The following is a 24,075-nucleotide window of genomic DNA, read 5'->3' as shown; positions in this document are numbered from 1 at the left end:
AGGAGGTCAGAGTCATGAACGATCCCATCGTCATCGTCAGCGCCACCCGCACCCCCATGGGCGGCTTCCTCGGCGACTTCAAGGACGTCACCGCCGCCACCCTCGGCGCGGCAGCGATCCGCGCCGCCGTCGAGCGCGCCCGCCTGGGCGCCGAAGAAGTGGACGAAGCCGTGCTCGGCTGCGTGCTTGCCGCCGGGCAGGGCCAGGCGCCGGCACGCCAGGCCGTGCTGGGCGCGGGCCTGGCGCGCGGCACGCCGTGCTCCACGGTGAACAAGATGTGCGGCTCGGGCATGAAGGCCGCGATGATGGCCCACGACGCCATCCTCGCCGGCAGCGCTCGCGTCGCCCTGGCCGGCGGCATGGAGAGCATGTCCAACGCGCCGTTCCTGCTGGATCGCGCCCGCAGCGGCTACCGCATGGGCCATGGCCGGGTGCTCGACCACATGTTCCTCGATGGCCTCGAGGATGCCTACGACAAGGGTCGCCTGATGGGCACCTTTGCCGAGGATTGCGCCGAGAAGTACGGCTTCACCCGCGAGCAGCAGGACGACTACGCGATCACCTCGCTGAGCCGCGCCCAGAACGCCATGAGCGAAGGTCGTTTCAAGGACGAGATCGTCGCGGTCACCGTGAAGGCCGGCAAGGAACTGCGCGCCATCAGCGAAGACGAGCAGCCACCCAAGGCCAGGCTGGACAAGATTCCGACCCTGAAACCGGCGTTCCGCGACGGCGGCACCGTGACGGCGGCCAATGCCAGCTCCATCTCCGACGGCGCCGCCGCGCTGGTGCTGATGCGCCTGTCCGAAGCCGAGAAGCGTGGCCTGACGCCGCTGGCGGCAATCCGTGGGCATTCGTCCTACGCCGACGCGCCGAACCTGTTCCCGACCGCCCCGGTGGGCGCGGTCGAGCGCCTGATGCAGCGCACCGGCTGGGCGCTGGGCGATGTCGACCTGTTCGAGGTCAACGAAGCCTTCGCCGTGGTCGCCATGGCCGCCATGCGCGACCTGGACATTCCCCACGACAAGCTCAACGTCCACGGCGGCGCCTGCGCCCTCGGCCACCCCATCGGCGCCTCCGGCGCGCGCGTGATCGTGACCCTGCTGTCGGCGCTCAAGCAGTACGACCTCAAGCGCGGCGTGGCCTCGGTGTGCATCGGTGGCGGCGAAGCCACGGCCATCGCGGTCGAGCGCCTGGCCTAAGGAGCGAGTGATGATTCCCAGCGAAGAAGATATCCAGATCCGCGACGTTGCCCGCCAGTTCGCCCAGGAGCGGCTGAAGCCCTTCGCCGCCGACTGGGACCGCGAGCACCGCTTCCCGGCCGAAGCCATCAAGGAAATGGCAGACCTCGGCTTCCTCGGCATGCTGGTGGCGGAGCAGTGGGGCGGCGCGCAGACCGGCCACCTGGCCTACGCCATGGCGCTGGAGGAAATCGCCGCCGGCGACGGCGCCTGTTCGACCATCATGAGCGTGCACAACTCGGTGGGCTGCATGCCCATCGTCAAGTTCGGCAACGACGAGCAGAAGCGCCAGTTCCTGGTGCCGCTGGCCCGTGGCGAGATGATCGGCGCCTTCGCCCTGACCGAACCCCAGGCCGGCTCCGACGCCAGCTTCCTGAAGACCCGCGCTCGCCGCGACGGCGACCACTACGTGCTGAACGGCAGCAAGCAGTTCATCACTTCCGGCAAGCACGCGGGTCTCGTGATCGTCTTCGCGGTGACCGATGCGGCGGCGGGCAAGAAGGGCATCAGCGCCTTCATCGTACCCACTGACACACCCGGCTACCGCGTGGTGCGCGTCGAGGACAAGCTCGGCCAGCACGCCTCCGATACCTGCCAGATCGCCTTCGACGACGTGCGCATCCCGGCCAGCTACCGGCTGGGCGAGGAGGGGCAGGGCTACGCCATCGCCCTGGCGAACCTGGAGGGCGGGCGCATCGGCATCGCCTCGCAGGCGGTGGGCATGGCTCGCGCGGCATTCGAGTACGCCCGCGACTACGCCCATGAGCGCGAGACCTTCGGCAAACCGATCATCCAGCACCAGGCGGTGGCCTTCCGCCTCAGCGACATGGCCACCGAGATCGCCGTGGCCCGGCAGATGGTCCACCACGCTGCCAGCCTGCGCGAAGCCGGCCTGCCGTGCCTGACCGAAGCCTCCATGGCCAAGCTGTTCGCCTCGGAAATGGCCGAGCGCGTGTGTTCCGCAGCGATCCAGACCCTCGGCGGCTATGGCTACCTGCAGGACTACCCGGTTGAACGCATCTACCGCGACGTGCGCGTGTGCCAGATCTACGAAGGCACCAGCGACGTGCAGCGGCTGGTGATCGCGCGGAGTCTTTGAAGGGTTCGCCGGCAGACCCCGGCCTGTTCGTTGGACAGGCACTTCGGCAGGGTGGGGTTTGCGGGTGGCTTATGTAGCGGACATTTCTTGCAGGAGCGAGCTTGCTCGCGAACAGTGCTCGCCGGAGATTTCACCGTTGGGCGGTTCGCGAGCAAGCTCGCTCCTACGATGGGGCTCCGTCGTTTGGGCTTGCCCTCACCCTAACCCTCTCCCGGAGGGAGAGGGGACCGTTCGGTGCAGGATGAAACTACAGCGTCAGCCGGCACAATCTGCTCCCTCTCCCTCTGGGAGAGGGCTGGGGTGAGGGGAAAGCTGGCACGAAGTGAACCGGTACAAAGACAGTTGCTCCTACATTGACTACAGGCGCTACGTAGGATGGCGTGGAGCGAAGCGATACCCATCGATGGACATCGCTCGAAGCATCAGGCCCGCTCCGCCGCCTCACGCGCTTCCCGCGCCGTCACCTGCTGGCACAACTCGATGATCTGCTCGCGCATCCAGCGGTTGGCCGGGTCCTGGTCGGTGCTTTCGTGCCAGTACAGATGGGTTTCCAGCTTGGGCACGTCGTTCACCGGCAGGTCGACGAAATGCAGGCCGTGGTGGCGGGCGAAGCGCTCGGGGACGGTAACCACCATGTCAGTCTGCTGCACCACGGTCGAGGCCATCAGGTAGTGCTGCGAGCGCAGGGCGATCTTGCGCTGCAGGCCCATCTTGCCCAGCGACAGGTCCACATAGCCCAGGCCGCTGCGGCGGCTGGAAATCTGGATGTGCGCCACCGACAGGTACTCGTCCAGGCTCAGCTTGTCCTTGGCCAGCGGGTGGCCCTGGCGCATGGCGCAGACGTAGCGGTCTTCCATCAGCTTGACGTGGCGCACCTGCGGGTCGGTGTTCAGCGGTGCGTCCACGGCGAAGTCCAGGCGGCCGGCGGCCAATTCCTTGGTGGTCTCGCGGCGCTTGGAGAGGAAGCTCTCGATGTGCACGTTCGGCGCCAGGCGGCGCAGGCGCTGGAACAGCGGCGGCAGGACGATGGCCTCGGTGAGGTCGGTCATGCTGATGCGGTAGGTCTTGCTCGCCTGGGTCGGCGTGAAGGTACGGCTCTCCTGCACCGAGACGCGCAGCAACTGCAGCGCGTTGCGCACCGGCCCGATGATGTTCTGCGCCATCGGCGTGGGCACCATGCCCTGCGCAGTCCGCACGAACAGCGGGTCGTTGAAGGTTTCACGCAGGCGGGCGAGGGCGTTGGACACGGCCGGCTGGGTAATGCCGACTATCTGTCCGGCGCGGGTCAGGTTGGCTTCGGTGTAGATCGCGTCGAAGACGATGAACAGGTTCAGATCGACCTTGCTGAGGTTCATTCCAGGGCTCCGCTTGTATTTGTTCTGCGGCCGATCATACCCGAACGAACGCTCAGGTCCATACGGGTTATGAATGTTCATTGATTCGGATAATAGGCTGGGTAAATGCCCTGGGCTGTTCTAGCATCATCACCACACAAACAACCGCCGCCAGAAGGTTAGCCCCCATGGATTTCGCTTATTCCGCCAAGGTTCAGGACCTGCGTGAACGCGTTACCGCGTTCATGGATGCCTATGTCTATCCCGCCGAGAAGGTGTTCGAGGAGCAAGTGGCGCAAGGCGACCGCTGGCAGCCCACGGCCATCATGGAAGAGCTCAAGGCCAAGGCCCGGGCCGAGGGCCTGTGGAACCTGTTCCTGCCCGAGTCCGAGCTGGGTGCCGGCCTGACCAACATGGAATACGCGCCGCTGGCGGAAATCATGGGTCGCTCGCTGATGGGCTCCGAACCCTTCAACTGCTCCGCGCCGGACACCGGCAACATGGAAGTGCTGGTGCGTTACGGCACTGAAGAGCACAAGCGCACCTGGCTGGAGCCGCTGCTGCGCGGCGAGATCCGTTCCGCCTTTGCCATGACCGAGCCGGGCGTGGCTTCTTCCGACGCCACCAACATGGAAGCCAACGCGGTACGCGACGGTGACGAGTGGGTCATCAACGGCCGCAAGTGGTGGACCTCCGGCGCCTGCGACCCGCGCTGCAAGATCATGATCTTCATGGGCCTGACCAACCCGGACGCGCCGCGTCACCAGCAGCACTCGATGATCCTGGTGCCCACCGACACCCCCGGCGTGAAGATCCTCCGCCCGCTGCCGGTGTTCGGCTACGACGACGCCCCGCACGGCCACGCCGAAGTGCTCTTCGAGAACGTGCGCGTGCCCTATGAGAACGTGCTGCTCGGCGAAGGCCGCGGCTTCGAGATCGCCCAGGGTCGCCTCGGCCCGGGCCGCATCCACCACTGCATGCGCTCCATCGGCATGGCCGAGCGCGCGCTGGAACTGATGTGCAAGCGCTCCGTCAGCCGTACCGCCTTCGGCAAGCCGCTGGCGCGCCTGGGTGGCAACATCGACCACATCGCCAACTCGCGCATCGAGATCAACCAGGCCCGCCTGCTGACCCTGCATGCCGCGTACATGATGGACACCGCCGGCAACAAGATCGCCCAGAGCGAGATCGCCCAGATCAAGGTCGTGGCGCCCAACGTCGCCCTGCAGGTGATCGACCGCGCCATCCAGATGCATGGCGGTGCCGGTGTTTCCAACGACACCCCGCTGGCGTACTTCTATGCCATGCAGCGCACCCTGCGCCTGGCCGACGGCCCGGACGAAGTGCACCGCGCCGCCATCGGCAAATACGAGATCGGCAAGTACGTGCCGCGCGACGCGCTGCGCAGCAGCCGCTGATCCCAGGCAGCACTGAAAAGGCCCGCTGATGCGGGCCTTTTCATTGGCAAAGCGTAGGGCGAATAACGCCTGAGGCGTTATCCGCCATCGGAGCCATCGGCATATAACCCGTTCCGGCTTATATGCCCTACGGGAGATTCTCCGCCCCGCACAACGAACAAGGCCAGCTTGCGCTGGCCTTGTTCTTTCATTGCGGGGCGGAGGGTTCCGGCCCTTCGGCGTTCGCCCGCTGCTCGATCAGCCACTCCCGCCGCGTGTGCAACTGGGCGGCGAAGGCGCGCGCAGCGGCCTCATGGGGGAAACGCAGCGCGCGACGACCGAGGCGGACCTGCCAATAGGCCCGGCCGCGAAACTCAACGGCTTCGATCCTCACCTCCAGCGCTTGCATGGATCCTCTCCTGGCTGACGATTTCCAGCGGTTCCTCGCTGGTCCGGCGGGTCTTGAGCAAGGATAGCAGTATGCCACCTGCCAAAAGGCCGAAGGTTACGCCAAGGGACAGGGCTGCGGGAACCTTGCCGATGAATCCGTGGAGGAAAATCTTCGTACCGATGAACACCAGCACCAGCGCCAGGGCGTACTTCAGGTAGACGAAGCGGTGGATCATCGCCGCCAGCGAGAAGTACAGGGCGCGCAGGCCGAGGATCGCGAAGATGTTCGAGGTGTAGACGATGAACGGGTCCTGGGTGATGGCGAAGATCGCCGGCACGCTGTCCACGGCGAACACCAGGTCGGCCAGCTCGATGAGGATCAGCGCCAGGAACAGCGGGGTGGCGTAGCGCACCAACTTGCCCGAGGCGTCCGGCATCTTCACGAAGAAGTGGTGCTCGTGAAGGGTGTCGGTCATGCGGATGCGCTTGCGCAGGAACTTCAGTACCGGGTTGTTGGCCAGGTCCGGTTCGCTGTCATGCTTGCTGAACAGCATCTTCACGCCGCTGAACAGCAGGAAGGCGCCGAATACGTACATGATCCATTCGAATTCCTTCACCAGCGCGGCACCCAGGCCGATCATCAGCGCGCGCATGACGATGGCCCCGAGGATGCCCCAGAACAGGACCTGGTGCTGGTAGCGGCGGGGGATGCCGAAGAAGCCGAAGATCATCGCCATGACGAACACGTTGTCCATGGACAGCGACTGTTCGACGAGGAAGCCGGTGTAGTACTCCACCGCGCTGGTGGCGCCGAATTCGTACCAGACCCAGCCACCGAAGGCCAGGCCGCAGGCGAAGTAGCCCGCGGAGAGCATCAGGCTTTCGCGCACACCGATTTCATGGTGGTCGCGTTGCAGGACGCCCAGGTCGAGTACGAGCAGAAGAATCACGATGGCCAGGAAGGCCAGCCAGAACCAGGTGGCGGTTCCGAGGAATGGTTCGGTCAAAAAGGCGTGCAGAGCTGTCATGTGGCCCCTCCCTTAGTGTCGTTGTCGAAAAGTGACTCCGACATGGCGGTTGGCAACCGTCAGAGGGGCCCGGCGTCACTGGCGGGAAAATAGCAGAGCGGACGCCTCAGGCAAGCGGTGGAACGTAACAAGTTCCTACATGAATTGGTGACTGAGGATCAGCGTCTGAAAGAAAGTCTAGACGCTGATCCTCGGAAGAACCCTTTTCGATCTGGAAACTCAGTACACCCAGACCTCGACGCGGCGGTTCTTCACCCGGCCGTCGTTGTCACTGTTGGCCGCCACCGGCAGGGCATCGCCCATGCCGCTGATCTCGCGGAACATCACGCCTTCCTTCGCCAGCTCGCGGCGCACGGCCATGGCGCGCAGCTTGGAAAGCAGCTCGGCGCGCGCCGGGTCCTGCTTGGGGTCGCCGAAGCCGACCAGCACCGCCTGCTTGTTCATCTTGCCGTTCTGCTGCAGGTAGGCGAGCAGGCGGTCGATGTCGCGCTGGGCCTTGTTGTCCAGGGTGGCGCTGCCTTCGCGGAAGCGGAAGTTCACCGACAGACGCTCGGCGTCGCGCGCCAGGGCCTGGTAGTTCTCCGGCATGCTGGCGCGCGGTGCCATCTTCACCGCCTGCACGCGCTGGCCGACGAAGCCGCTGGCGCTGACCAGGGCCTGGCCCTTGTCGCCCTGGGCGAACTGCAGCAGGGCGCGGGCCCAGCGGTTCGGTTCCTCGGGTTTCATGTAGAGGAACAGGCGACGCGACAGCGGGTAGTCCTCGGTGGCGATCAGGGTGGTGGACGGCGGCATGGCCTGGGAGTCGCCATCGGCGATGCGCAGGGCCTTGGACTTCTGGATCGACGACAGGCCGACGAAACCGATGCCCTGCGGGTCCTTGCTCACCTCGGCCGACAGCAGGTCGCTGGACTCGAAGCGCTGTACTCCGCTGGCCAGCGTCTTGCCGTGGCTGGCCAGCACCAGCTCCTTGAAGGTATCGAAGGTGCCGGAGTTGTCGTCGCGGGAGTAAAGGCGGATCGCACCGCCGCGGCCGCCGATTTCCTCCCAGGTCTTCACCTCGCCGGAGAAGATTTTCGCCAGCGTATCGGTGGTCAGCTCGTCCAGCGGATTGGCCGCGTTGACGATGATCGCCAGGCCGTCGATACCGATCACCTGTTCGGCCTTGGCGCTGCGCAGGTTGCCCGACGCCGACAGGCCCGCGACCTCGGCGTCCTTGATCGGGCGCGAAGCGGCGGCCAGCTCGGCACTGTTGTCCTTCAGGGCAACGAAACCGGTGCTGGAGCCGTGGGCGGCGAGATCGATGATGGCCTCCTTGCCTTCCTTGCTGCGGCCGATGATGCGCTGTTCGTTGTCCGCCTTGCCCGGCTTGGCGCTGACGTCCGCGTAGCCCTCGCTGACCAGCAGGCCCCTCACCAGCTCCGGCAGCAGGTGCGCACCGATGGTGTTGGAGCCCTGGATACGCAGCACCGGCTCGCCGCCCTGGGATGAGGGCAGGGCGGCAAAGGCCGACCAGGGAAATGCGTAGCAGATGAATGCGATGGTGAGCCAGGCGATGGTGACGGGCCAGGGTTGGGCATCGCTGGGGCTCGACTTGTACTGCATGGGTCAACTTCCATTTGAGGCATCGTTGGCGCGGCAGATTAAGTCGGAATCATTGCATCGATATGACGCTTCGCAGCAGGGCAGAGCAGTTCCTGATGCCTTCGGACATGACTGGCGGATTGCAGGAAGTTTCCGATTTCGACGCACTTGGCCCACGGCTATACAGGTCACTCGAATCGACCCTGCTGGAGAACGACATGCACGAGACCCTCGATTTTGCGTCGGTCCTGATGAAGCTGGTGCTCATTCTTCTGGTGGCGCTGATGGCCGGCACGCTGGTCATCGCACCGGAAAGGGCGCTGGCCTTGGCGGTCCCGATGCTCATGCTGGTGGCGCCACTTTTTGTCCTGGTGATGCTGCTGGATCTCGCGGGGCTCGCTCAGCGCTTTTCCGCGAAGGGGGCCAGAAAGCGCCTGCCGCATTGACGCCGCGACTGAGCCGGGACTTGCTGGAACGGCTGACAAAAGGGCGCTGACGAAGTGATAGGAAAAATCTCCTGGCTCATCAGGAAAGCCTGATAACACCCGTTTTCCGGCCAAGCGAAACTTGCGTCGTTTCAACGTCCCCGCCGGAAAGTGATCATGACCCAATTCCAAAGCGCGCCAGCCTCGGCTGGCTCCGAACATCGTGTCAAACCCACCGCTCTGGCCCTGCATGTCGCATCCGCCGCTTCCTGGGGACGGCCCTGGCGGCGTCGCGCACTGAGCCTGCCTTCTCCCCAGGCGTTGACCTTCAAGGGGATCCGGCTGCCGCTACAGCCGATGCGTTCGTGGCTGCAACTGTTGTCCCGAGCCGGAATGCTCGGTGTACGCCCGCCTGCGGCCGGCGTCCTGCGACAGCCCGACGAGGGCGAAGAGGATGCGCCGGCCAGGATCGAAGACCTTGGATTCGAAATGGCTACCGAGATGATCCTGGATTTCGCCAATTTCGCCCGCCAGTCGAGGCACAACAGCTCCGCCGAAGAAGTGGGAGCGGAACCCGAGGCCGTGGTTGCAGCTTCCAGTAACGATGAGCCGTCCACTCTCGCTTCCACTGTCGGTATTGACCAGTTGCATGGGCTCAGTCTGGCCGGCAGCGTGGCGTCGGAGTCCCTGGACCAGGACTTCCTGGTACGCGAATCGTCTGCCGCGAAGGGCCGTACCGAGGCTGCGCAGGCGCCACAAGAGCAGATTGCCGAGCTTCCCCCGATGCCGGAGGCACCGCTTCCTCTGGACGAACCTCCGGTCGAGTTGACCATGGAAGCGCTGGATGTTCCGGCCCTGGTGGAGCGGGGCGAATCTGCGGCAGTGGAGCCAGTGCTGAACGTTCAGGAGCGCGTCGAGCGACCGCAGGTTTCGACGCCGGAAACGGCTGCCTCTGAAGGGCGGACGTCGCCCTTGGTCGAGGACGTAGGACTGCAGCCAGTGGCCGCACCCGTGCCAATGCCGTTCGTTGAACCCGTTGGCGAGCCGTCCCAGCTGGAAGAAGTCGTCAGCGAACTTCCAGCAGTGGAAGCGTCAGTGGATACGGTAGCGATCGAGCATGAAGTTGAAGGTCCTGCCGAGACTGTGGCTACCGTCGAGGCGACGGTCGTGGCTGAGTCGGAGTCCATCGTGCAGGCGCCGGTGATCGAGGAGGCTGTCGAGCAACGGCAGCCGTCTGTGGTGAGCACTGCACCGACAGCACCAGTGGACACGGCAGCGATCGAGCCTGAAGTTGAAGGTCCTGTCGAGACCGTGGCTGACGTAGAGGCGTCGGACGAGGCTGTCCCGGAGCCCATCGTGCAGGCGCCGGAGATCGAGGAGCCTGTCGATCAACGGCAGCCGTCCGTGGTGAGCACTGCACCGACAGCGCCAGTGGACACGGCAGCGATCGAGCCTGAAGTTGAAGGTCCTGTCGAGACCGTGGCTGACGTAGAGGCGTCGGACGAGGCTGTCCCGGAGCCCATCGAGCAGGCGCCGGTGATCGAGGAGTCTGTCGAGCAGCGGCAGCCGTCCGTGATGAGCATTGCACCGACAGCGCCAGTGGTCACGGCAGCGATCGAGCCTGAAGTTGAAGGTCCTGCCGAGACCGTGGCTGCCGTCGAGGCGACGGTCGTGGCTGAGTCGGAGTCCATCGTGCAGGCGCCGGTGATCGAGGAGGCTGTCGAGCAGCGGCAGTCGTCCGTGGTGAGCACTGCAGCGGTGCCGGCAGTGGCAGTGCCCGAGGCAGGGGCAGACAGCGAGGTCGGCCACGAGCAAGGGCCCGAGCCCGTGGCGGTAACGCCGAAAGCGGCAGGTCCGGGCATCGTCGTCAGTGACGTGCGTCTCGCCAGGAAAGTCGTCGCGCGGCCACGGCCGAGCGTGGAGCGGGCGTCTGCCGCTCCGAGTCTCGGTATATCGCTGTCGGCTGATGAGAGCGCTCCCGAGGTCGAGGCTGCGCTCCAGCACGTCCAGCCGGCGGCGGTAGCCGATGCGCCGGAAGCGAGCGCGCTGGAAACCATCGCTGCGAGCGTGTGTACCACCGAGAACATCGGCACAGAGGCTGCCGAACCTGCGCAGTCGCCGATCGCGGAGGCCGCCGACCAGCCCGAAACGGATCATCCGCCGGCCGTCATGCACTGGGAGCCCGTGACTCCGGAGCAACAGCCTGATCTGGTCAGGCAGGTGGGCACGCAAGTGATCGAAATGACCCCGGAAGCCACTGTCACGGACGATTTCGGTCTTGAACCGATGATCGCAAGCCTGGAGGACGCCCTGGCTGTGCTGACGGTTGCCAATGTCGTTCGCGATGCAACCCCGGCAGCAAAGGCCCGGCTGAACGCCGCGCACACCTCGTCCGCCCCCCTTGCTGCCGAGGTCAGGCAGACAGACGACAACCTTCCTGAAGCGACGGCGCTTCAGGGAATCTTTATCCAGAAGGAAACTGAAATGACCGAAATGCACGATGAGTCAATCGAGGTCGAGGCTCCGGCCAATGCCCCCATCTCCTCGGCGGAATTGCAGGAAGTAGCGGCCACGCTGAGTGTTCCGCAGCTTGAGGCCGATCCGGATGACGTGCTGTCCGATGTGCAGAGCACCTTGAACTCGCTCGCCGGCATGGCTCAAGGGCTGACTCAGCAGAAACAGGCGGCGGGCCGTCTGCAGGAAGAGCTGGAGGAGTGGAACATCCAGTTGCAGGAGCGCGAGCGCCTGGCGGGCGACAAGGAAGAGCGCCTGCTGCAATTGGAAAATCATCTCAAGCAGGCCAAGACCAACCTGGATCGCATGGCCGCAGAGAACAATCGTCTACTCGCCGAACGCAGCGAAGCGCTCAAGGAGCTGGCCCAGACCGTCGATTTGCGCGACAAGACCACTGTCAAACGTGCCGAGTCGATCCAGCTGGAACAGCAGCGTATCGATGAACAGACTGCCAGCCTGCGTATCCGCGCCAGCGAGTTGGACGAGCGGGAGAGTTCCCTCAAGCGCAGGAGCGAGGAACTGGGCGTTCGGCTCAAGCAACTGCAGAGCGCCAAGGACAAGTTCAGCACTATCGTGAAGAGCTTCAACGAGACGGTGCAGTTCAACAGCACCCTGTCGGCCATTTCCAAAACCGTCAACGAGTGACCGGAGCGACCGGCACGCCATCGGGCGTTCCGGTCGGGTTTATCTGCCGCAGTGGGGGCTGGCGAAACAGGGGATGCCGAGACAAGGAGTTGTCCGGCTTTGTCAGTTGCGCCAGCGCCGTGTTCCGTTGGCTTAGCTGTTCAATGAGATTTCTGTGGGAACGATTACTGCAGTGGATTCTTTCTGTATGCCATGTCGCACGCGGCCCGCGGGGCCTTTGCAGCAAGGAGGAACATGGCCCGTATAGTACTCATCGAGCCGTCTCGGCGTGACTTCCTCACGCTCCGCCGGTTTCTGCAGGAGCATGGCCATCAGTGCGACGTGCATTTCAAGTACGCACGCCAGGCCTTGAGCAGCCTGGAGGCCAGTGACTGCGATCTGCTGGTGGTGACCCTGGAGTTGCCGGACATCCATGGTATGGAACTGGTCACCATGCTCAGGCGAGACGGCCGACTCAAACCCAGCACTCCTGTGCTGGTCTGCTCCAGCCTGGGCTCACCGCTGAACATTCAACGCGCAATTCGCGTCGGGGTTTCAGGCTTTCTCTTGATGGACGACCGACCGACCTTGATCGGCAGGGCCGTCGACGCCGTACTCTCGGGTGGCAAGATCTTCCCTGAACATGAGCGTTTGCCGCTGGTGGACGATCCACGGCTGGAGTCGGCACTGGGTCTCCCCACCCATGTGGTCGCCGTGCTGCACGGGTTGCGACTGGGGCGTTCGGTGGCATCGCTTGCGGAGGTGCTGGCTCTATCGGGGGCCAGTGTCGGCCAGCATAAGAGGCAACTGATGCGGAAACTGTCGGCCGCTACCCTGGAAGAGCTGTTCAGCATCAGTGAGGAGATCGGCCTGCTTTAGGGGCATCGGTCAGTGACCGCTCGCCTGGCTTCTGGAGGGCAGTCGGCGCGGTGGTAACGAGCCGAATCGATCAGGTGGCCTTCCATAGTTTTCCTTCATTCGTGCAGGAATTAACTGACAGTCACGGTGGCGCGGGGTTGTAAGAATTCCTCCTGCAACCTGTCCTGCTCTTCCCCCATCCGAGAAGAGCGGGGCATCCCATCGGCTCTTCCCGTCGGCCTGTTGCCCTTGATTGCGAAGGGGCAGCGCCACCGAGTCTCCGACCTCCGTTCGACTTGTCGTGCGGCGTGCAGAGAAGGTGTGGCTGACCACCCTCAGGGTAGGACGTTTCATGACTTCAGATGCGCAGCGGTTCGAAGGACTCCAGGAGGACGGCTCGTCAGACGTGACCGCTCCACATTCGTCCGGTGAGGTCACCGCACTTCTTTCTCCAGCTATTGACGAGAGTCTGCCCAGTCTCACGGCACCTCTACCCCCGCCGGCCGAGAAAATTGCTCGCCCTGCACTATCGGCAGGGTACATCCCGATTCAGAGCGACAAGACGTCGCCCGCCGGGCAGCCGGAGGGACCTCAGTCCCTGGAGGCTTTCGAGCACCTCGAAAGAGACCTTGCCGAACTCGCCTCTGCCTGTTCTGGGCTGGGTGTCGCGGACAACGACTCCCCCGACACCGCCGAGCCACTGGCGCTGGCCGCTGGAGTTCCCCATTTCGAGCCGGCAGTTTCCGAAGTTCAAGAGTCTGAGATCCTGCTGGATTCGCTACGGATTCCGGAGCCGAACCAGGGCCACCCACGCACTCCTGTCGATGCGACAACCCATTTGCTTTCCAGTCAGGCGACTTCCCCCATTTCCCACGAGGAAACCTCCATCATGAACGCTCAAGCCCAACCCACCACCACCGAAGCCGCGAATGCCCGGGCGTCCGTGGAATCCGCCGTGACTGTGCGCCAATCTTCGGTCCTCGAAACCGATGGCGTCCTGCACGATGTTCAGTCCACTCTCGACTCGCTGGCTGGCATGGCGCACGGCCTGTCGCAGCAGAAACTGGAGATCGTGAAAATGCGCGAGGCGCTCGAGGAGCGCCGTCTGGCGACACTGGAGCGCGAGCGCCAGCTGGCCGAGCGGGAGGAGCGCCTGAGTCAGCAGGAGCAACGCCTGCAGGAAGAGAAACAAGGTATCGAACGCATCGCTGAACACAACGCCGCCGTTCTTGCCGAACGCAGCACGGCCTTGCAGGCCCTGGCCGAGACCGTCGATAGCCGCGACCGCGCGACGACCAAGCGCGCTGAGGTCCTGGGCCAGGAGCAGCAGAGCATCGACCGCCAGCAGAACCAGCTGCGTGCGCGGGTTCAGGAGCTGGATGATCGCGAGGCCGGCCTGCAGCGCCAGAGCGGCGAGCTGGCGGACCGTTTCAAGCAACTGCTCGACGCCAAGGAGCGCTTTGGCGCCATCGTCAAGGGTTTCAACGAGACCGTGCGCTTCAATACGACCTACAGCGCCATCAGCAAGACGGTTGGAACCGGTGCGGAAGAAGCCTGAGTTCTCACCGGAAAATGAAAAAGCCCGGCATTGGCCGGGCTTTTTCGTTCCAGGCGATTACTTCAGCTGCAGCCAGATCGGCGCGTGGTCCGAGGGCTTTTCCATGCCGCGGATGTCATAGTCCACGCCGGTCTCGGCGATGCGGCCGCGCAGGGCCTCGGAGGCGAGGATCACGTCGATGCGCAGGCCGCGCTTGGGCGTGTCCTCGAAGCCACGGCTGCGGTAGTCGAACCAACTGAAGCGGTCGTCCACGCTCGGGTTCTGCAGGCGGAAGCTGTCCACCAGGCCCCAGCCCTTCAGGCGAGCCAGCCATTCGCGCTCTTCCGGCAGGAAGCTGCACTTGCCGGTCTTCAGCCAGCGCTTGCGGTTCTCCTCGCCAATGCCGATGTCGCAGTCCTCCGGCGAGATGTTGATGTCGCCCATCACCACCAGCGGCTGGTCGGGCTGGAAGCGGGTTTCCAGCAGGTCCTGCAGATCGGCGTAGAAGCGCTGCTTGGCGGGGAATTTCACCGGATGGTCGCGGCTCTCGCCCTGGGGGAAGTAGCCGTTCATCACGGTGATCGGCTGGCCATCGGCGTCCTTGAAGGTGCCCCAGATGAAGCGGCGCTGGGATTCCTCGCCGTCATTGGGGAAGCCGCGCTGCAGCTCCAGCGGCTCCTGGCGGGAGAGCAGGGCGACGCCGTAGTGGCCTTTCTGTCCGTGGTAATGCACGTGGTAACCAAGGGCCTCGATCTCCTCGCGGGGGAACTGCTCGTCGGCAACCTTGGTTTCCTGCAGGCCGATCACGTCCGGCTGGTGGCGTTCGATGATCGCCTGGAGCTGGTGGGGACGTGCGCGCAAACCGTTGATATTGAAGGAGACGATTTTCATCCTGGGCGCCCTGGCAAAAGCACGATGCTAGCCCAGGTAGGGCGACCCTGGCGACCCCGGCAAGGCGCTGCTAGGGTTTTGTGGCTGGACTCATAACCATAAGAAGAACTCACACGAAGAGGCGTCCGCATGCCTGATACCCTCGCCGAAGTCCGTCTGCTGGACGGCAACTACAGCCGTGAAGTCCGCTCGCTGCTTTATCACGCCTACCGCCACGAACCCACCTTCGCCTACCTGTTCGAATCCGACCGTGCCGGTTTTGACCAGCGCGTGCGGGCGACCGTCCGCGAGCTGGTCAACCAGCACTTCCTCGAGGAGCTGCCCGCCATTGGCCTGCTGATCGAGGATCGTCTGGTGGGTGTAGCGCTGGTGGTCCCGCCGCAACGTCGCCTGGATGTCACCGAGAGCTGGTTCTGGCGCATGCGCATGCTGCTCACCACCGGCCTGGGTTGCACCCGACGCTACCTGGACTACCACGCCGCCGTGCTCGGCTGCCTGCCGCCGGGGCCTTATCACATCCTGCCGCTGATCGGCGTGCACCCGGAGTTCCAGGGCAAGCACCTGGGCGAGCAGTTGCTCGATGCGCTGCATGCCTGGTGCGCCGAGGACGGCGGCTCCCAGGGGCTCGTGCTGGATACGGGCAACGCTCGCTACCTGGAGTTCTACCGGCGCCACGGTTACGAGGAACTGGGAGAGGTGGCGCTGGGCCCGATCCGCGAGCACGTGTTGTTCCATCCCACCCATGGGCGCGAGGCAGTGAAAGTGTCCGCGGGATAGCTGTCGCCTTGAATCCTCAGACGCTTCCTACAGCCTGAAGGAAGGCAATACGGGGAAAACCCGTGCTAGCATTTCGCGCCATGAGAGTTGTCCAAGGATTGCTTGGGCTGCTGCTGGTGATGGCCTTCTGCTTGCAGAGGGGCCTGGCGGCCGAAGCCCATCTCGACGTTCGTGTCACCCCCGCCAACGCTGCGCTCAAGGCCAATATCGAGGCCTATGTGGGCAGCCTTGGCGAGCGTGATCAGGAGGCCCTGCAAAGATTCCGGCGCAATGCCGTGGAGCAGGCGCAGAAGGCCGCCCAGGCTTTGGGGTACTACCAGGCGCGAATCCGTGGCCGGGTGACCGACGACAAGGTGCCCACCCTGCGCATCAATGTGCGGCCCGGCGAGCCCGTTCACTTGCGTAACGTCACCGTGCGCGTCGAAGGCCCGGCAGCCAGACTCAAGAGTTTCCGAGTGCCCGGCGGCGACGCCCTGAAGCCCGGCGCGCAACTCAACCACGGTGCCTACGAAGACGCCAAGCGGCTGATCCAGAACCAGGCCTCGCGCTTCGGTTTCTTCCGCGGCCAGTTCACCCAGCAGCAGTTGCGCATCGACCCCGAAGCCGGCGTGGCGGACATCGAACTGGTGTACGCCAGCGGGCCGCGTTATCGCCTGGGCAAGGTCGAATTCGCTGGCGATTTCCCCTTCGACGAGGACCTGCTGCAGCGCATGGTGCCGTTCAAGGAAGGCGCCGACTACGATTCCGAACAGATCGCCGACCTCAACCAGGCCCTGCAGTCCAGCGGCTACTTCGATGGCGTGCGGGTGGATGCCGCGCCGACCAACGCCGATGGCGAAGTGGTGCCGGTGAACGTTCATCTGGAGGCGCGCAAGCCACGCACCATGGGCCTTGGCCTGGGCTTCTCGACCGACGTCGGGCCCCGTGCACGGGCCACCTGGACCCGCCACTGGGTCAACCCGCAGGGCCATAGTCTGGGATTCGAGGCGGAAGTTTCCGCGCCCCGGCAGAACGTCGGCGCCTGGTACGAAATTCCGCTGGACCCGCCGCTCACCGACAAGCTGCGTTTCACCAGCGGCTACCAGTACGAAGACCTGGTGGACACCGAGAGCAAGCTGCTGACCCTCGGCGGCGAGTGGCACCACAAGCTCGACAGCGGCTGGCAGCGGGTCGTCTCGCTGAACTGGCAGCGCGAGGAATACAAACTGGGCGACGATTCGGGCCTGAGCAGTTTCCTGATGCCGGGCATCGGCTACTCGATCCTCGAGGCCGACAACAAGATCGACCCTGGCAAGGGCTATCGCCTGCAATTCGAGGTGAAGGGCGCCAAGGAAGGGCTGCTGGCGGACGCCGACGTCGCCCATATCAACGCCATGGCCAAGGGCGTGACCAGTTTCTGGGGAGGGCAGCGGTTGCTCGGACGCATCCAGGTTGGTGGCATCGCCACCAATGACTACAGCGCGATCCCGCCGTCGCTGCGCTTCTTCGCTGGCGGCGACCAGAGCGTGCGCGGCTACGACTACCAGACGCTGTCGCCGAAGAACTCAGACGGCGATCGCATCGGTGGCCGCTACATGGTCGCTGGCAGCGTCGAATACCAGTACCCCATCGCAGAGCGCTGGCGCATTGCAGCCTTCGTCGACCAGGGCAATTCGTTCAACTCGCTGGACTTCCCCTCGATCAAGACCGGCGTCGGCATCGGTATCCGCTGGATTTCCCCGGTCGGCCCGCTGCGCCTGGACCTCGCCGATGGCCTGGACGAGGACGGCGGCATCCGCCTGCACTTCTCCATGGGGCCTGAGCTGTGACCCGGGCGGGCTGGATGCGCGCTCTGCGCTGGAGCCTGGGCGGCCTGCTCGGGCTGATCCTGCTGCTGGTCATTGCGGTGGCCGCCTTGCTCGGCACGCCTGCGGGCAGCCGCGCCGTGCTGAGCTGGGTGCCGGGCCTGAGCGTCGATGAATTCGACGGCCGCCTTGCCGGTGGTTTCAGCGCCAAGCGCCTGGAGTGGACCGACGGCGGCACCCATCTGGTGCTGGACCAGCCGCAGATCGACTGGTCGCCGGCCTGCCTGCTGCGCATGACGCTGTGCCTGCACAAGGTCGTGGCCAACGAAGTGCTGCTGACCCTGCCGCCGAGCGAGCCGAGCGAATCGTCCGGTCCCATCGAGCTGCCCGACCTGAGCCTGCCGCTGTCACTGGAACTGGGTGACATCCGCATCGGCCGCTTCCTGCTCGATGGCCAGGAGCAGCTGCGCGACGCCGAACTGGCCGCGCACTGGGACCATGAAGGCCTGCACATCGACTCAGTGAAGCTTGCCCGTGATGGCCTGAGCCTGTCGCTCAAGGGCCTGCTGAAGCCGACCCAGGGCTGGCCGCTGGAGGCCGAGGGGACGCTTGGCCTGCCCGCGCCGGGCGAGAAGCCCTGGACCCTGCAGCTGCAGGCCAAGGGTGAGCTGATGGGGCACCTCAAATTGCAGGCGCAGAGCAGTGGCTACCTGAACGGCAACCTGGAAGGAGACCTGCAACCGCTGGCGGAGAACCTGCCGGCCACCGCGCTGGTGACTGCCGACGGCTTCAAGGCCGATGCGTCCTTACCCGACACTCTGACGCTGAACCAGCTGCGCCTGAATGCCAGCGGCAACCTCAAGGATGGCTACCAGCTGGCTGGCGCCGCCGTGCTGCCCGCCGAGGAAAGCCCGGTGGTGCTGACCCTGCGCGGGCGCGTCGACGCCGAGGGTGCGGATATCGCCGCCCTCGACCTGAGCGCCGCCAAGGACCAGCGCGTGGCACTGACCGGCCGCCTCGACTGGAAAGACGCCTTCGCCGCCAACGCCCAGCTCGACTGGCTGGACTTCCCCTGGCGCCGCTTGTACCCGGAGATCGACGAGCCGCCGGTGAGCGTACACACCTTCAAGGCCGAGGTGAGCTACAGCGAGGGTGCCTACCTGGGTAATTTTGACGGCGCCTTCAAGGGGCCGGCCGGCGATTTCACCCTGGCCAGCCCGGTGTCGGGCAATCTCGCGGAAGTCTTCCTGCCGTCGCTGAAACTGGTGGCCGGGCAGGGCAAGGCCGAAGGGCACCTGAAGGTCGGTTTCGCCGATGCGGTGAGCTGGGACGCAGCGCTCGACCTGTCCGATCTCGACCCGGCCTACTGGCTCGAAGAAATGCCCGGCCGCCTCGCTGGACCGTTGCGCAGCAAGGGCTCGCTCAAGGGCGAAGCGCTGAACCTCGATGCCAACCTCGACCTGCAGGGCCGCCTGCGTGGCCAGCCGGCTACCTTCAAGGCGAATGCCACGGCGGCAGGGCAGGCGTGGAAGGTCGATGGCCTGGCGTTGCAGCTGGGCGACAACCGCATCAGCGGGCAAGCCGCGCTGGACCAGCGGCTATCCGGTCGCCTGGACATCGCCTTGAATCGCCTCGGTCAGCTGTGGCCGCAGCTGTTTGGCCGTCTCAACGGCCAGCTCGACCTGGCCGGCACGCTGCAGGCGCCGCAAGGGCAGCTGAAGCTCGACGGCCAGCGCGTCGCCTACGCCGACCAGGGCCTGCGCACACTGGATCTGAGCGCCTCCCTCGATGCCGGCCAGCGTGGTCGCGTCAACCTGACAGCCCAGGGGCTGCGCAGCGGCGACACCGATTTCGGCGTGCTCAAGCTGGAGGGCAGCGGCGACCTCAAGCGCCAGCAACTTGCCCTGAACCTGCAGGGCAAGCCGGTAGTGCTCGACCTCGGCCTGGACGGCAACTGGAACGGCAAGGACTGGCGCGGAAGTCTCTTGAAGGGCGATATCCAGAGTGGCGGCCAGGACTGGCGCCTGCAACAGCCGGCACGCCTGGAACGCCTGGCGGATGGTCGGATCAACCTCGGCGCCCATTGCTGGGCTTCCGGCCCCGCCAGCCTGTGCATGGAAGACCAGCGGCTGATGCCCGATCCACGCCTGCGCATGCACCTGCGCGAGTTCCCGCTGGACAGCCTGGCGCGCTGGCTGCCCGAAGACTTCGCCTGGAAAGGCAAGCTCGACGGCGACGTGCAGCTCGACCTGCCCGCCAGCGGCCCCAACGGCTCCATCCTGATCAATGCCAACAACGGCACCCTGCGCATCAAGGAGCAGGAGGAGTGGGTCGACTTCCCCTACCAGCGCCTGCAACTGGAGAGCCGCCTGACGCCCCGGCGCATCGACACCAGCCTGCAGTTCCAGGGCGACAAGCTCGGCAGCCTGCAGGCCCAGGTCCAGCTCGACCCGCGGCCGAGAGCCAAGCCGGTGAGCGGCACCTTCAGCCTCAGTGGCCTGGACATCGCCGTGGCGCGGCCCTTTGCGCCCATGGTGGAAACCCTGAAAGGCCACCTCAACGGCAGCGGGCAGATTTCTGGCGGCCTGCTGGCACCACGGGTGGATGGCGAGCTGCACCTGAACGACGGGGAAATCTCCGGCGGCGACCTGCCGACCCGTTTCGAGCAGTTGCAGGTCACCGCCCGGATTGCCGGCGAGCAGGTCGACCTGAGCGGCGACTGGAAGGCCGGAGAACATGGCAACGGCAGCCTGTCCGGGCGCATCGCCTGGTTCAGTGGCCTGGACGTCGACGTGAAGCTGCGCGGCAGTCGACTGCCGGTGACCGTGGAGCCCTACGCCAACCTCGAAGTGGAGCCCGATCTCACGGTGCAGATGGCGGGCGAACGGCTTGCCGTGTCCGGCTCGGTGCAGGTGCCGCGCGGCGCCATCACCATTCGCCAGTTGCCGCCGTCCACGGTCAAGGTGTCCGACGACAGCGTGATCGTCGGCGCGAAGCAGGAGCCGAAAAGCGCGCTTGCGCTGAACATGGATATCGATGTCAGGGTCGGCAGCGACAAGCTGACCTTCAGCGGCTTCGGCCTGAACGCGGAGCTGGCGGGCCAGGTGCACATCGGCGACAACATGGACACCCGTGGCGAGCTGCGCCTGAACAACGGCCGCTACCGCGCCTACGGCCAGAAGCTGACCATCCGCCGCGCACGCCTGCTGTTCGCCGGGCCTATCGACCAGCCGTTCCTCGACGTCGAGGCGATCCGCAAGGTCGACGACGTGGTGGCCGGCCTGCGCCTGACCGGCAACGCCGAGCAGCCGCGCAGCGAAGTGTTCTCCGAGCCTGCCATGAGCCAGCAGCAGGCGCTGTCCTACCTGGTGCTGGGCCGGCCCATGTCCAGCGGCGAGGACAGCAACATGCTCGGCGAGGCAGCCCTGGCGCTCGGCCTGGCCGGCAGCGCGCCGCTGACCGGTGAAGTCGCCCAGCGCCTGGGCATCCAGGACTTCCAGCTGGACACCGAAGGCACCGGCAACAGCACCAGCGTGGTCGCCAGCGGCCAGCTTTCCGACCGTCTCAGCCTGCGCTACGGCGTGGGCGTGTTCGAACCGGCCAACACCATCGCGCTGCGCTACCTGCTGAGCAAGAAGGTCTACCTGGAGGCCGCCAGCGGCCTGGCCAGCTCCCTGGATATCTTCTACAAGCGCGACTTCTGAGTGCGCTCGGCGGCGCCGTCGTTCGGCGCCGCCGGTCTTCATGGCCCCTTAAGGTACCCGGCACAGACTCCCCCCGCCGCCGGACGAAGTGCGCACAAGGGGAAAGTCATCATGCGCCTGGACCTCATCAGGACCCATCTGCTCGAATTCATCAACAAGGGCTTCCCGGCCCGCCAACTGCGCCGGCTGGTCGCCCGTGACCTGCTGCGCGGTTCGGCGGCCGGGAGACAGGCGCCCAATGCGCTGGCTGCGGCCCTGCTGGAGTGGTCCGCGCTGGAATCGGCCACGGTGCTGGAGCGCCTGGAGAGCCGGCGCGAGGGCCTCAACGAGACCGAGGCGGGCGAGCGCCGCCAGCGTGACGGGCTCAACGAAGTCGACCAGGACCGGCCGCTAGGTGCCTGGATGCACCTGTGGTACTGCTACTGCAACCCCTTCAACCTGTTGCTCACCGTGCTCGCGACCATTTCCTGGTTCACCGAGGACGTCGAGGCCGCCGTGGTGATCGGCAGCATGGTGGGGATTTCCACGCTGCTGCGCTTCATCCAGGAGAAGCGCTCCAACCGTGCCGCCGAGAAGCTCAAGGCGATGGTCAGCAACACGGCCACGGTATTTCGCAGTGCCGAAGGCGATGGCCCCGCGCTGCGGGTGGAAGTGCCGATTCGCGAGCTGGTGCCCGGCGACGTGCTGTGGCTGTCGGCGGGCGACATGGTCCCGGCGGACGTGCGCCTGCTCAGCGCCAAGGACCTCTTCGTCGGCCAGGCCGCGCTCACCGGCGAATCGCTGCCGGTGGAGAAGTTTGCCCAGCTGCGTGACGCCCGCCAGGGCAACCCGCTGGAGCGTGACAGCCTGTGCTTCATGGGCACCACGGTGGTTAGCGGCTCCGCCCTGGCGGTGGTGATCGGCACCGGCACGCGCACCTATTTCGGTTCCCTCGCCGAACGGGTGATCGCCAGCGACCCGACGCCGACGGCCTTCCAGACCGGCGTCAACCGGGTCAGCTGGCTGCTGATCCGCTTCATGCTGGTCATGGCGCCGGTGGTCCTGCTGATCAACGGCTTCACCAAGGGCGACTGGCTGGAGGCCGCGCTGTTCGCGCTGTCCATCGCCGTCGGCCTGACCCCGGAAATGCTCCCGATGATCGTCACCTCGACCCTGGCCAAGGGCGCGGTGGTGCTCAGCCGGCGCAAGGTGATCGTCAAGCGCCTGGACGCCATCCAGAACTTCGGCGCCATGGACATCCTCTGCACCGACAAGACCGGCACCCTGACCCAGGATCGCATCGTCCTCGAGCGCCACACCGATGCCTTCGGCCAGGTGCAGGACCGCGTGCTGCAACTGGCCTTCCTCAACAGCCACTACCAGACCGGGCTGAAGAACCTGCTGGATGTCGCCGTCCTCGAGCACGTCGAACTGCGTCATGCACTGAAGGTGGACAGCCGCTTCCGCAAGCTCGACGAGATTCCCTTCGACTTCGCCCGCCGGCGTATGTCGGTGGTGGTCAGCGAACGCGAGGACAACCACCTGCTGATCTGCAAGGGCGCGCTGGAAGAGGTGCTGTCGGTCTGCGCCACGGTGGAAACCGCCGAAGGTGTCGAGCCGCTCACCGGGGCGCGTCTGGAAAGCATCCGCGCAGTGGCCGACGGGCTCAACCAGGAAGGCCTGCGGGTGGTCGCCGTGGCCACCCGCGAGCTGCTGCCCACCCGCGATGTCTACGGCGTGGCGGACGAGAGCGGCCTCTGCCTGGCCGGCTACATCGCCTTCCTCGACCCGCCCAAGGAAACCACCGCCCCGGCGCTGCGCGCGCTGGCGGAGAACGGCGTGGCGGTGAAGGTGCTGACCGGCGACAACGACCGGGTGAGCCTGAAGGTCTGCCGCGATGTGGGGCTGCTGGTCGAAGGCGTGCTGCTCGGCCCACAGCTGGACGAGCTCAACGACGCCGAGCTGGGCGAACTGGCCGAGCGCACCACGCTGTTCGCCAAGCTCACGCCCAGCCACAAGGAGCGCCTGGTGCGCGTGCTGCGCGAGCGCGGCCACGTGGTCGGCTTCCTCGGCGACGGCATCAACGATGCCCCGGCGCTGCGTACGGCGGACATCGGCATTTCAGTGGATTCGGCAGTGGACATCGCCAAGGAAGCCGCCGACCTGATCCTCCTGGAAAAGAGCCTGATGGTCCTGGAGGAGGGCGTGATCGAAGGGCGCCGCACCTTCGCCAACATGCTCAAGTACATCCGTATGACCGCCAGCTCCAACTTCGGCAACGTGTTCAGCGTGCTGGTGGCCAGCGCCTTCATTCCCTTCCTGCCGATGCTGCCGCTGCAGCTGCTGGTGCAGAACCTGCTCTACGACCTGTCGCAGATCGCCATTCCCTTCGACCATGTCGATGACGAACTGCTGCGCAAGCCGCAGCAGTGGAACCCGGACGGACTGGGGCGCTTCATGGTGTTCTTCGGGCCGATCAGCTCGATCTTCGACATCGCCACCTTCCTTGTGCTCTGGCACGTGTTCGGTGCGAATTCACCGGCGCAGCAGACGCTGTTCCAGTCCGGCTGGTTCGTCGAGGGGCTGATCTCGCAACTGCTGGTGGTGCACATGATTCGCACCCGGCGCATTCCCTTCCTGCAGAGCCGCGCCGCCTGGCCGCTGCTGGGCATGACCCTGGCGATCGTCGCGGTGGCGATCTTCCTGCCCATGGGGCCGCTGGCGCATTCCTTCCGCATGGAGGCGCTGCCGCTGGGGTACTGGCCCTGGCTGGTGGCGATCCTGCTGGGCTACATGGCGCTGACCCAGACCGTGAAGGGCTGGTTCGCCCGGCGCTACGGCTGGCAGTGAGCGAAACGGAACCAACGTGCGAACCCGATCACCACTGGTCACGCAGGCATCGGGTTCAATACACT

At 65.4% G+C, this 24,075-nt stretch carries 16 protein-coding genes; 11 read left to right on the top strand and 5 right to left on the bottom strand.

All coding sequences use genetic code 11. The annotated features are described in order from the left end of the window. Positions 1–14 precede the first annotated feature (14 nt). Both IB255_RS21770 and IB255_RS21765 read left to right on the top strand, forming a co-directional pair. Positions 15–1,199, top strand: coding sequence for an acetyl-CoA C-acyltransferase (locus IB255_RS21770; RefSeq protein ID WP_081516658.1), 1,185 nt, complete (start codon positions 15–17; stop codon positions 1,197–1,199). A 10-nt stretch (positions 1,200–1,209) separates the two neighbouring features. Beyond that, complete coding sequence (locus IB255_RS21765) at positions 1,210–2,337, top strand: acyl-CoA dehydrogenase family protein (protein WP_081516659.1); 1,128 nt, start codon at positions 1,210–1,212, stop codon at positions 2,335–2,337. Between the two features lie 422 nt (positions 2,338–2,759). Here the strand turns inward: IB255_RS21765 and IB255_RS21760 are convergent, their stop codons facing one another. Next, entirely contained in the window at positions 2,760–3,692 is a 933-nt protein-coding gene (locus IB255_RS21760) for a LysR family transcriptional regulator (RefSeq protein WP_081516660.1), read from the bottom strand. A gap of 167 nt (positions 3,693–3,859) precedes the next feature. Between IB255_RS21760 and IB255_RS21755 the strand changes: the two genes are divergently transcribed. Then, on the top strand, positions 3,860–5,089 hold the full coding sequence (locus tag IB255_RS21755; RefSeq protein WP_081516661.1) for an acyl-CoA dehydrogenase: 1,230 nt from the start codon (positions 3,860–3,862) through the stop codon (positions 5,087–5,089). 187 nt (positions 5,090–5,276) lie between these two features. Here IB255_RS21755 and IB255_RS21750 read toward each other — a convergent pair whose 3' ends face one another. The 3 genes from IB255_RS21750 to IB255_RS21740 form a co-directional block, all read right to left on the bottom strand. Continuing rightward, positions 5,277–5,477 (bottom strand): hypothetical protein, encoded by a 201-nt coding sequence (locus IB255_RS21750; RefSeq protein WP_081516662.1) that lies wholly within the window; start codon positions 5,475–5,477, stop codon positions 5,277–5,279. Further along, on the bottom strand, positions 5,443–6,486 hold the full coding sequence (locus tag IB255_RS21745) for a TerC family protein (RefSeq protein ID WP_081516663.1): 1,044 nt from the start codon (positions 6,484–6,486) through the stop codon (positions 5,443–5,445). The genes IB255_RS21750 and IB255_RS21745 overlap by 35 nt, the downstream gene beginning before the upstream one ends. A gap of 219 nt (positions 6,487–6,705) precedes the next feature. Then, complete coding sequence (locus IB255_RS21740; protein ID WP_081516664.1) at positions 6,706–8,088, bottom strand: substrate-binding domain-containing protein; 1,383 nt, start codon at positions 8,086–8,088, stop codon at positions 6,706–6,708. 197 nt (positions 8,089–8,285) lie between these two features. Here IB255_RS21740 and IB255_RS21735 point away from each other — a divergent pair, with 197 nt between their 5' ends. From IB255_RS21735 to IB255_RS21720, 4 genes are all read left to right on the top strand, one after another. Then, a complete protein-coding gene (locus IB255_RS21735) occupies positions 8,286–8,513 on the top strand; it encodes a hypothetical protein (RefSeq protein ID WP_081517057.1) in 228 nt (75 codons plus the stop codon). Between the two features lie 156 nt (positions 8,514–8,669). Then, the gene (locus IB255_RS21730; protein ID WP_139791495.1) at positions 8,670–11,651 is read left to right on the top strand and encodes a hypothetical protein; all 2,982 of its coding nucleotides are present in this window, start codon (positions 8,670–8,672) and stop codon (positions 11,649–11,651) included. Between the two features lie 234 nt (positions 11,652–11,885). Further along, positions 11,886–12,509 (top strand): response regulator transcription factor, encoded by a 624-nt coding sequence (locus IB255_RS21725; RefSeq protein ID WP_081516666.1) that lies wholly within the window; start codon positions 11,886–11,888, stop codon positions 12,507–12,509. 331 nt (positions 12,510–12,840) lie between these two features. Further along, complete coding sequence (locus IB255_RS21720; RefSeq protein WP_139791496.1) at positions 12,841–14,046, top strand: hypothetical protein; 1,206 nt, start codon at positions 12,841–12,843, stop codon at positions 14,044–14,046. A 57-nt stretch (positions 14,047–14,103) separates the two neighbouring features. On the opposite strand, the gene xthA is transcribed toward IB255_RS21720, so the two are convergent. Further along, complete coding sequence (xthA, locus tag IB255_RS21715) at positions 14,104–14,916, bottom strand: exodeoxyribonuclease III (protein WP_081516668.1); 813 nt, start codon at positions 14,914–14,916, stop codon at positions 14,104–14,106. Between the two features lie 129 nt (positions 14,917–15,045). On the opposite strand from xthA, the gene IB255_RS21710 reads away from it, so the two are divergent. The 4 genes from IB255_RS21710 (at position 15,046) to mgtA (ending at position 24,010) form a co-directional block, all read left to right on the top strand. Then, on the top strand, positions 15,046–15,693 hold the full coding sequence (locus IB255_RS21710; protein WP_081516669.1) for a GNAT family N-acetyltransferase: 648 nt from the start codon (positions 15,046–15,048) through the stop codon (positions 15,691–15,693). 80 nt (positions 15,694–15,773) lie between these two features. Next, a complete protein-coding gene (locus tag IB255_RS21705; RefSeq protein WP_081516670.1) occupies positions 15,774–17,501 on the top strand; it encodes an autotransporter assembly complex protein TamA in 1,728 nt (575 codons plus the stop codon). Between the two features lie 14 nt (positions 17,502–17,515). Then, positions 17,516–21,181 carry a translocation/assembly module TamB domain-containing protein gene (locus IB255_RS21700; RefSeq protein ID WP_081516671.1) on the top strand — a complete coding sequence of 1,222 codons (3,666 nt, stop codon included), beginning with the start codon at positions 17,516–17,518 and terminating at the stop codon, positions 21,179–21,181. Between the two features lie 111 nt (positions 21,182–21,292). Further along, positions 21,293–24,010, top strand: coding sequence for a magnesium-translocating P-type ATPase (mgtA, locus tag IB255_RS21695; RefSeq protein WP_192210852.1), 2,718 nt, complete (start codon positions 21,293–21,295; stop codon positions 24,008–24,010). The last annotated feature ends 65 nt before the right edge of the window (positions 24,011–24,075 follow it).

The organism is Pseudomonas sp. PDM22 (assembly GCF_014851965.1).
Classification (GTDB): domain Bacteria; phylum Pseudomonadota; class Gammaproteobacteria; order Pseudomonadales; family Pseudomonadaceae; genus Pseudomonas.
Note: the sequence above shows the minus strand (reverse complement) of the source record. Positions and strands in the feature narration are given on the sequence as shown.